Origin of the sequence: Psychrobacter sp. AOP5-GZ1-6 (assembly GCF_052376345.1) — a bacterium.
Classification (GTDB): Bacteria; Pseudomonadota; Gammaproteobacteria; order Pseudomonadales; family Moraxellaceae; genus Psychrobacter.
Genome location: NZ_JBQSVP010000109.1, coordinates 1 through 10,851 on the forward strand (window position 1 = coordinate 1; position 10,851 = coordinate 10,851).

Sequence of the window (10,851 nt, forward strand, 5' to 3'; positions counted from 1 at the left end):
AATCGCCTTTTTCGATGGAATCACAAAACTTTTGCATTTGTTTGGGATAATACGTAAAGACAAAAGCAGAATATAAGAAAGCATAAGTCATCACTATTGTGATAATGCTTCCAGCATAAAGCAGCAGACTTTTCATCATACTACTCAATTTTTTTATCAAAAAAGCTATCTTTTGCATTGCTCTAATTACCTAAAAATTATGCTAACTGACCAGTGTACTGCTTGTAGGAGACTTATTACATACTGTCACAGACTTCATAGCATGATTTATATGACTTGCACTATTTATATGCTTTAGGCAGAGTCTCAGGCCTGAATACAGGTAGATCAAAGCGCAAAAGCACTGACTACACTGCGTCTTTCATGCTCAACATTTTTGTTTATCATGAGGTTACTACTCATACTATTTATGAATAGTGATGTACGCTGGCGGCACTGCCAAAGTAAGCCAAACATTGTTTTCTGCTTGATAAAACTTATAACCTTCTTCTTGCATTTTATGGCTATCAATACTTAATACAACAGGCTTGCCATAGCGCATGCCTGTTTTTGTTGCGGTATCATAATCTTCCGTCAAATGAACATATTGTCTTTTTTGAGATACGAGTCCTTCGTTGTTGATGTTTTCTATAAAACGTTGAGCCGTACCATGAAGCAAGTTTGCAGGAGGCGTTGTTTCTTTTAGATTCAAGTCTACCGTCTTTAAAGAGTGACCTTGCACAGCTCTTATATACTGACCATCGTCAGAAATTGAAAAACGTCCTTTCTTATCACTTTCTACGATAGAATGAATTTGCTCTAACATAATATTATTGCCTGACGTATTGGCTAATTGCATCAGTTCATTGATATCAGCCCAGCCGTCACTACTAAGTACCAGACCTATGGAGTCAGGCTCATGTCGTAAAATATAGCTTAAGAACTTACTGGTTTCGGTATTGTTTTTCATGAGTATTTTTCAGGTCAATTAGAGTAGTTTGTTTTTCAAGGTGTGCTGGGCGTGCCCTACTAAAAAATATGCAAAGTGCTTATTCTTGCGTGAATGAGTAAAGCAACCGTGACTCCCTACTAAAGCGGAAGACGAAAACTGTACGCGATGGACGAGCGCCGAGTGAATTATTAAAGGATAACAGCTCATGACCCGCATATTTGCCCATTTTGAAAGAACTCAATGCTGAGGCCATGCTTTTAAATCTTTATCTTTTTCACTTGCGCTAGGAACGAGCATGTTATTAAAGTATGACCTAACCAGAAAGTCCCCTCTAAGGGATTTTCACTTGCGAACCTGAGGAGGAATAAGCAAAACACTGTTTTGCCCAGCGCAAGACAAGAGCCATGCTCGCAGTTAGCAGTGCAATTTTTTAACGGTTTTCATTCCCAACCAACACCAAAAACTCATCCTCACCCACAACTTTCACGCCTAGCTTTTCTGCTTTGATCAGTTTGGAGCCAGCTTTTTCGCCTGCCAGTAACGCCGTGGTTTTTGCCGAGATGCTGCCTGAGACTTTTGCACCGAGAGCTTGTAGTTTGGCTTTGGCTTCATCTCGCGCCATGCTATCGAGCGCACCCGTGATGACCCACGTTTGCCCATCGAGTGGTAGCCCTTCTGAGGCGACTTGCTCGACCTTATCCCAATGCACGCCAGCGTCTAGCAGCGAATTAATCACCTCTATATTGTGCGGTGCACGGAAAAACTCATAAGCCAGCTCGGCAGTGATAGTGCCAACGTCAGGGGTTTTAATCAGGGTTTCGATACTGGCTGCCATCAGGCTATCGAGGTCACCAAATTGCTGGGCAAAGTTTTGTGCCGTACCTTCACCGACACCGCGTATACCGAGTGCATAAATAAAGCGAGCCAATGTCGTGTGCTTGCTGGCTTCGATAGCGTTGATGATATTTTGTACCGATTTTTCACCCAGTTTTTCTAATGTTAATAGCTCATCTACATGATTGTGCAATTGATAAATATCAGCGACGGTTTTGACCAGACCATGCTCAAAGAAGCTAATCAGCCAACTTGCACCAAGTCCATCAATATCCATCGCCCGACGCGAGACAAAGTGAATGAGTGCCTCGGTCTGCTGCGCTGGGCAAAATAGGCCGCCAGTACAGCGTGCCAGTGCTTCATCTTCTGGCAGCACCACAGGCGAGTCGCAGACAGGGCAAGTAGATGGCAGTGTCACTGGTGTGGAGTCTGCTGGACGCTGCTCATGCCAGACGCGGGTGACTTTGGGGATGACATCACCAGCACGGTGTACGCTGATCATATCGCCCGCTCGCACGTCCAAACGCTGAATCTCGCCAAAGTTATGCAAGGTGACATTGCTGACCGTGACGCCGCCCACTTTGACAGGTTCGAGCTTGCCCACTGGTGTGATCTGACCTGTACGTCCTACTTGCCATTCGATATCGTTTAGACGCGTCATGACTGTTTCGGCAGGGAATTTATAAGCAGTTGCCCAACGCGGCTCACGTGACAAAAACCCAAGCTGCTGCTGCAATGATAGGCTATTTACCTTTATCACCATGCCATCAATCTCAAACGGCAAATCAGCACGGCCCTCAATCACTGACTCATAGTAGGTCTGAGCGGCGCGTGGGGTTTTGACCACTTCCACAGCGCTAACGGTAAAGCCCAAGTCTTTTAACCACGCCAAGCCTGCTGACTGCGTTTCGATGGTCTCAGGCAGTCCTTGATTGATAGAGTAAGCATAAAATGCCAATGGACGACTGGCGGCGATGGCTGGGTCTAACTGGCGTAAGCTCCCAGCGGCAGCATTGCGTGGATTGGCAAAAGTTTTTTCATCCTTCTCTAATGCCAAACGGTTCAGACGCTCAAACCCCGCTTTGGGCATCAGCACTTCACCACGTACTTCTAACAGCTCGATATCAGCGGCATCAGCTATCCACAATGGCAAATTACGAATGGTTTTGGCATTTTGAGTAATGTCCTCCCCCGTTTGCCCATCACCACGCGTAACGGCTTGTACAAACTTACCATGCGCATATTTTAACGATACGGCTAAGCCATCAAGCTTTAACTCCATCTCATACTCTGGGTTTTGCTGTGCATCACTCAAACGGTCATTCACACGGCGGATAAAGGTATGTAGCTCGTCATAATCAAAGACATTGCCCAGAGATAACATGGGAATATCGTGGGTCACTTGGGTAAAGGCAGACAATGGCATGTCGCCCACTTGATTAACCGGACTGTCTGGCTGTATAAGTTCTGGATGTGACTCTTCTAACGCGACCAAAGAACGACGCAATTGATCGTATTCGCTGTCTTCTAAGATGGGGTTATCTAGTACGTAATACGCATAATTATGCGTCTTTAGAGTATCAATCAGCGTGCGCATTTGCACAACGATATCGTTATGAGCAGTATTTGGTAAGGTAGAGTCAGTCATAGTCAGCGTCTTTTGTTTGCAATTCAAGATGACGATATGATAGCAAGTTTGTAAGAGACTCGGTATAGTCAATCCCATATAAATCAGATACTGTGTCAGGCTCGCTCAGTCTACTATGTGCAGTACTTTCACTCACCTTCCTTGTATCTAAATTATAGTCAAATCCATATAAATCCGCTACATCGTCATCCTCACTAACCATACTAATGTATAGCTTGCACTCGGCTTCCTTGTATCGAAAATATTTGGAATCAACTATATCTTGAACCGACTCTAGCATTTTGCAGAAATGAGGGCGCATTAAAAAAGGCAAATAACGTAAATCGCTATTTGCCTTTTTAATGCTACTGTTATCAATTAGGTTTAATCAGTTTTTTTATCGTTTAACCTCTTAACCTTCAAGTTTTTAACCTTCATAGTCACGCACTTGGTTACGTAGCTGCTGCTTGTATTCAGGGGTGATTGGCTCGTTCTCTTCATCTAGTATAATCGCGTCCAAATCGCTTGCCATCATATAAGCAATACTCATCATACTATCAAAGCTGCGCACGGCTTGTGGATGCGGTAATGATAAAAACACCACCAAACCATTATAAGTATTGGTCGCGACACTATGCGGATCAAAAGGTGCAATACCGTTATCGGTGATGCCCATCATACTGAACCACAGCATGCCTGTACCGTCTTTTTGCTCATAGCGATGAAACATATTCATCGCACCATAACGCAAACCGTACTTATCAATCAGCTTTAATAAATCGCGACCGCGGATAATCGAGATTGGACGGTCACGATACTGGTGAGGCAAGATAGTAATATTGATATTGTCTTTGGCGTTAATCAATGGACCATTTTGCGCTTCATCAACAGATTCTGATAAATGCTGATCGAGAATAGGACTGTTATCATCAAAACTTGGCTCTGCGACCGTATCAATAGATGGCATCAAACTTTCAGTTGCCGACATCAAGCTAGAAAACGCGTCTGGCTCTTGCTCGATATGCATCTGTTCAGCAGTTGCTACAAACTCAGCATCGTCACTACGCTGCTGATCTGCTTGCCAGCCTGCATATTCGGCGTCGTTCGTATAAGCATTAATGTCATGGTTAGCTGCGCCTTGACCTTGCAAGATATTGGCATTGGCGTCACTATGGGTTAACGGCTCTTCTTCAATCACCGCATTTAGATACTCACGGTCAGGGCCAATACTGGTCTCACCAGCGACCGTGTCATCAAGATCAGGCTGGTCGACAATATTTCGTTCATGACGCGGTATGATAGGAATACCATTTTTATCATAGTTGACCGCAGTAGTTTCGGCGTGTTTGCGACGCTTAAAGCTACGAATGACCATAAACAACCCTGCAAGCATAATAAATGCGGCAATGGCGATCAATATAAACTGAATAGCGGTCATGAGAAATACATCCTAATATATGACAAAAGGGATTACACAAGAGGGAATAATTGGCAATAGTCTAGCATGGCTAATTAATATCGTCATCATATAGTCATCGTTTACCGTCAGCCTGACATAATTGTGTAACGTGATAACCTTGGCGATATAATAATCTCACTATCATTTGGATTCAAACAAGCCGAGCGACTGTCTATAAGCACTTCACTGAACAGCACTGATACCGTATCTAACTTAATAGATGACTAAGCATATAGACGACTAAATATATAGATAATTGAATATATAGTCAAAAAATACCAAAACGGATATAAGGTAGCGAACTGCAGGTGGTACATTTAGAGAGGGTTACATCGTAACCATTTAGTCGCTCACTGCCTATAACTATACCACTAGCAGCGGCTTGTCAGTTATCAATTTATTTGGCTATTCAGTAATATAACGTGCTGCTTCATCTAGCGAGACGCTGACTAACGTAGAAACACCTGCACTGGGCATGGTGATACCTTTTAGCTCATCGGCAATTTGCATCGTTAATTTATTATGACTGATAAAAATAAACTGCAAATCATCTGCTAATTCATGAATCAAGCTGGTAAAGCGTTCGACATTGGCATCATCAAGTGGCGCATCGACTTCATCGAGCACACAGAATGGCGCTGGATGCTGCTTAAATATTGCAAAAATCAAACTCAGCGCGGTGAGCGTTTTCTCACCACCTGACAATACAGCAAGGCGACTATTACGCTTACCCTTTGGCTGTGCCATTAAGGTTAATCCGGCGCGCCACTGCTCTGATCTTGGTGCATTGACAGGCATATCGTCAGTATTGAGCGTTAAACTGGCTTGTCCGCCGCCGAAGACTTTGGCAAATAAATTGGCAAGCTCAGTATTAACGGCATCGAGCGTCTGCATAAACAGCGTCTTGGTGGTCTCGTCAATCGACTCAATCGCAGCCGTTAGCGTCTGCATACTCGCCGCAATATCCGTTGTCTGCTGCGCCAATGGCTCTAGTCGTTCATTAACCTCCGCCAACTCTGCCACCGCTGCTAAATTCACCGCACCTATCTTACCCAACTGCTGCTCAATCTTGGTACGTTCAGCCTCTAGCTCTACGATTTTATCTGGACGCACACGGCGATCATGCACGATAAAATCAGCAAGCAAGTTTGAAACGCTCACTTTTTGCTGCGGATGCTGTGCTGACTCTGATGGCGATTGATATTGATGGCTCACCTTATAATACGCTTCTAGAGCGTCATGCGTATGAGTGCTGGCGTCGTCCAACCGCGCCATACTGAGCGCTAACTCAGTAGCGTGGTTTGCAAGCTGACCTTGCTGAACTTGTAGCGTATTTTGCAAGCTGTCTAACGCTGTCTGCTGCTGCGCATAGTCTTGCTTTAGCGCAGCCAACGCAGTGTCTCGTTCTGTTAATAGCACTTGCTGCTTATCTCGGGCTGTCTGCGCCGTCTGTAATACTGATTGCAAGTCTGGTAGCTTATCTTGCTGTTTCTGATGACTCGCTTTTAGCTGCTGCTCACTCTGCAATGACTTGTCGTGTTGTTCAATCGCTCGCGTAAGGCCACTAGCGCTATGCTCCAAACGCATCTCACTCTGCTGGATACGTAGCTGTAGTGCTTGCCATGCATCATCATCCGCTTGGCGGCTACGATTGAGCTCACTGCGCTCAGCTTGTAATTGCTGACTCAATGCTCGTGCTTCTGCTATTTGTGGTGTTAGCGCTGCTAGTTCATGCTGAATATGCTGCTGCTCATCAATCAGCGTTTGCTCCTCCTGCGCTAACTCTAATTGCTCTTGCTCAAGATCTGACTTATCCGCCATGAGTCGTAGGCTGTCTGCTTGTAAGCGCTCAGCATTGGCGCGCTGTGTGGTGAGCTGCTGCTGACATTTATGCTTATCACGGGTCAATTGCTCAGCTTGTGCTCGCGTTTCTTCTAAATTGATCGTTAGTGCATCATAGTCGCGTTGGTGCTTTGTAATGGTTTTTTGCTGCGTGTCTATCTTGGTTTCAAACTCATCAAGTAAGTCTTCTAATGCTTGCAAACGATTACGCTGCTGCAAACGCTGGGTTAAAAACTGACTATTACTGTCACTTTGACCCGCTTGCGCACCTGTGAATTTACTCAGGTTAATCGTCCCCTGACGACTGATGAGCCAACCGTCTGTGGTGAGCAAGATAGCTGACGGTGGCAGTGATTTTAAGATATCAGCAAGCGCTTCTAGGCTATGCTGAGCGCTCGCTTCTGATTGTGCTATATATAGATAACAATGCTGCCACAGCGCCAATGCTGGCTGAGTAATCAGCTGTGACAACGGCATTATTTTATCAATCAAGCTGTCTGGCAACTGATTGATAAATACCGCTGCATTTGGTTTGTTTTGATTGGCAGACAGCCACAAGCTATGACCGCTCTCTACCGAAGACTGACCTTCCGTATGTGCCTGCTCATTCTGTGCCGTCTGATAGGTAATGATATTCGTTAGATTAGATTCAAGCTCACACCATAGACTATCGGAGTCTGCAGAGCTGTTTCGCGCTTTTTCTGTGCCAGAAGTTTTTGCTGTAAACACATGGCTGTCTAGCCACAATGATAGTACGTTATCGAGTAGCTCGGCATGCTGCTGTCCTTGTGCGCTTAGCTCAATCTGCTCGCGCAGGGTGGTGATGGCTAACTCGTCATAGCGGTTTTTGGCTTTATTTTCTAAACTGGCTTTTGACTTACTAGCTCCTGGCTTACTGGCTTCAGAAATAGCTGCTTGCTGTTGCGGTTTAGGTGTCAGTTTTGGATGCAATATCTGATGCAAGGTATCGTACTCACTTGCCAATACCGCGTGCTGCTTCTCACACTCCCTTAACTCACGCTGCTGCGCAGTCAAGCGCTGCTGTAAATCATGCGCTTGCGGTTGTAGTTCAGACAGACGCTCATCGACGCTGTCTTGTTGGCGCGTCATCTGCTGTAGCTGTTTATTCAATTCTACAACTTGGGTCTCTAACGTCTGCTGTACGCTTTGTATATCCGTTGAAGATTGCTCGTCAGAGTTATCCTTATCGTTAGAGGCTGATAGTAACAGGGACTGTTGTAATTGCTGCCATAGATTTTGCCAGTTTTGCTGGCGGCGCTGCCACTTATTGTGGTTTTGCTGATGGCGTTTTTGCGCTTGGCTATTAATAGCTTGCTGCTGCTCAAGCGTACGCGCATTATCTTGTAGCCGTGATAGCTGGTTTTGCGCGTCATGCCATGCACGTTGTAGCGGTTGCTCGTTGCGCTTATGCGTGTCACGTTTACTCGTCAACTCAGTCAGCTGTGGACGCAACGTCTCTAGTATATTCTGCTGCTCCGCTTGCTCGGCTTTTAATCGATCAATCTCACTAACCGCTTGCGTGCGCTGCTGATCCAAGCTTGTAAGCTGCTGCTCAATCACGGTCAATTGTGATTGGGCATCGCTCAGCTCGTGCTCAGCTTGTTGATAGCTTAATTGCTGCTGATAATGAGCGCTTTGGGCATCGTCCTTGAGCCATTGCTCTTGGTTGATGTGTGTGGCGAGTTTATCTTGCTGCGCTTTTAGCGTCTCATAGTCAGCTTGCAAGCTAGCGACTTCAGTAGCACTGCGTTCATGCGCTAGTTTTTGCTGCTGCTGAGTGTGCTTGGCTTGATACAGCTGCTGAATAGCGAGCTGTTGCTTGATATCAGCAAGCGTTAACGCTAGCTCCTCGTAGCGCTGCGCACTGGCGGCTTGCTTCGACAGGCGCTTTTGTTGGCTGACCAGCTCGCTTTGCATATCATGCAGACGGGCTAGGTTTTCTTGTGTTTTCTCTAGTTTTTTCTGTGTTTCTTCGCGGCGCGCTTGATAGCGAGATACGCCTGCCGCCTCTTCGATAAACTCACGCAGCTGCATGGGACTGGATTCAACAATACGCCCAATCATACCCTGCTCAATCACCGCATAGCTACGCGCGCCAAGCCCTGTACCCAAAAACACATCGACCACATCACGGCGGCGACAACGTGTGCCATTGATGAAATAATCTGAGCGTCCTTCTTTATTGACCTGACGACGAACGGACAGCTCTTGGTACAAATTAAACTCGTGGCGAATACCTGTGTGCTCATCTTGCGTATGCTCAAACGTCAGCTCGACACTGGCGACACTTTTGGCTGCCTTATCTTGCGTACCAGCAAAGATAACATCACTCATCGCGCCACCACGTAGCTGCTTGGCAGAGGTCTCCCCCAGCACCCAACGTATGGCATCAATCACATTGGATTTGCCGCAGCCGTTCGGCCCGACGATGGCGGTGATGCCATGGCGGAAGGTAAAAGTCGTTGGATTGGCAAAGGATTTGAAGCCTGCCAGTTTTAGGGATTTTAGACGCATGAAGAATCAGTAAACTTAGCAAAAACAGGCGGCTATTCTACCTGAAATTGTAGTGGATTTTTAGGGTATATCACTGACCAAGCTTGAATATCGCTAATAGATAACTATTCTACCCTTTGACCAGTTTGATCTACTTTGAAAGATTCTCCTTTAATGCTTACATTAAATTTACCATCATCAAATTCTCCAATATAATCATACATAATAGGTAGTACAATTTCATTTTGATAATTGATAATACCCATTTTATAATCGTTACCTACACGAATGAACCCATCATACGTATTACGAAGTTCAGTATATTTTAATGGAATGATGGTGGTGCCATTTGGTCTTATAACACCCCACTTTCCTTTTTGTCGGACGGCATATGAACTATCATCAAAATCTTCAATATCATCGTACTCAAACGGCACAAGCACCTTGCCACTAATATCAATAAGACCCCATTTATCTTCTAACTGAGCATACGCAATATTATGATTAAATGAGGATATCTCTTGGTACTTTAACGGCACAACAGTTCGACCTTGCTGATCTATTACACCGAAACGTTCTTTAATACTTGCTAATAGTAGGTCATCATCTAATGGCTTCAAACTATCGTAACTCGTAGATGGGACTATTTTGCCCTGAGCATCAATTAAGCTAAATTTTTCATCTCTCTTCAAAATCCCACCCGACAAATAAAATCGACGACTAATAGAATCGTAAAGTGCAGGTAAAATTATCTCGCCATATTTATTTGCCAAACCGTATTTATCTGCCAACGCTAAAGCATAAAAATAATCTGCTTCAGCATCTATCTCTTCTATCCTATCGTACTTTATAGGTAAGACAATTTCGCCCAATTTATTTAATAAGCCATATTTATCATCTTTACTAATGGTCACGACTTGTTTAGGAATATCGTATCTAGTATCAAGCGTAGGATAGAAAGAATACTCTAGAGGCAAGACTATCTCACCTGAACTATCGATAAGACCCTCGCCCCTATCACCCCTAACTTGTATCAGATGGTTTGTGTATTTACGTACACTGCCATATTTGTTAAGAACCTGCTGGTAAACTTCTTCATTGAGAAATAGTTTTTTACACTCTGTCGGTGATATATGATTACATCCACGATACCTTGCTGGCGCAGCAGTTAGTTCTCGCTTAGCTTCTTGTACATCAGAGTCGGCAGCCATAGCCCCTGATGAGTAGCTAAAAACAAGTGCTAGGCTTATAACAGATAGACTAAAGGTTTTGATTGTTTTCACTACACATCCTATTTATTATTTTTATGGTTGTTTTTCAACGCATCTTTGAGCTGATAAGCTTTCCATCTCTCGTATTTGATCTCAATAATATTGTTACCTTGATCATCAATAAATCCATACTTATCATCGATTTTAGCCTCAATATATTTATAGTTTGTGTCTCGCACTATATTTAGTTTATCAAATATTATGGGCGTAATCTGCTTGCTGTTACTGTTGAATAAGCCAACTTTATCGCCTTGCTTCAAATATCCTAAACTTCCTTCTAAAGAGCGGTAACCATCGTACTCAAAAGGAACAATCAACTCTCCCTTATTGTCAAATATGCCATGCTTGTCAGCTAACTCTGCAATAATTATAT

6 protein-coding genes are annotated in these 10,851 nt (G+C 44.3%); all 6 read right to left on the reverse strand.

Annotation, left to right across the window (positions count from 1 at the left end; all coding sequences use genetic code 11):
- Window positions 1-403: 403 nt before the first annotated feature.
- Window positions 404-949 (reverse strand): RNA 2'-phosphotransferase, encoded by a 546-nt coding sequence (locus tag ACT3RN_RS12060; RefSeq protein WP_442069720.1) that lies wholly within the window; start codon window positions 947-949, stop codon window positions 404-406.
- A 412-nt stretch (window positions 950-1,361) separates the two neighbouring features.
- Window positions 1,362-3,413, reverse strand: a complete 2,052-nt coding sequence (gene ligA / locus ACT3RN_RS12065) for an NAD-dependent DNA ligase LigA (RefSeq protein ID WP_442069721.1) — start codon at window positions 3,411-3,413, stop codon at window positions 1,362-1,364.
- Window positions 3,414-3,819: 406 nt separating this feature from the next.
- Entirely contained in the window at window positions 3,820-4,830 is a 1,011-nt protein-coding gene (locus ACT3RN_RS12070; RefSeq protein WP_442069723.1) for a cell division protein ZipA C-terminal FtsZ-binding domain-containing protein, read from the reverse strand.
- Between the two features lie 426 nt (window positions 4,831-5,256).
- Window positions 5,257-9,228, reverse strand: coding sequence for an AAA family ATPase (locus ACT3RN_RS12075; protein WP_444518675.1), 3,972 nt, complete (start codon window positions 9,226-9,228; stop codon window positions 5,257-5,259).
- Between the two features lie 104 nt (window positions 9,229-9,332).
- Window positions 9,333-10,490 (reverse strand): WG repeat-containing protein, encoded by a 1,158-nt coding sequence (locus ACT3RN_RS12080; RefSeq protein WP_444518676.1) that lies wholly within the window; start codon window positions 10,488-10,490, stop codon window positions 9,333-9,335.
- Between the two features lie 8 nt (window positions 10,491-10,498).
- Window positions 10,499-10,851, reverse strand: a 353-nt coding sequence (locus ACT3RN_RS12085) for a WG repeat-containing protein (RefSeq protein WP_444518677.1), incomplete at its 5' end; no start/stop codon positions are given.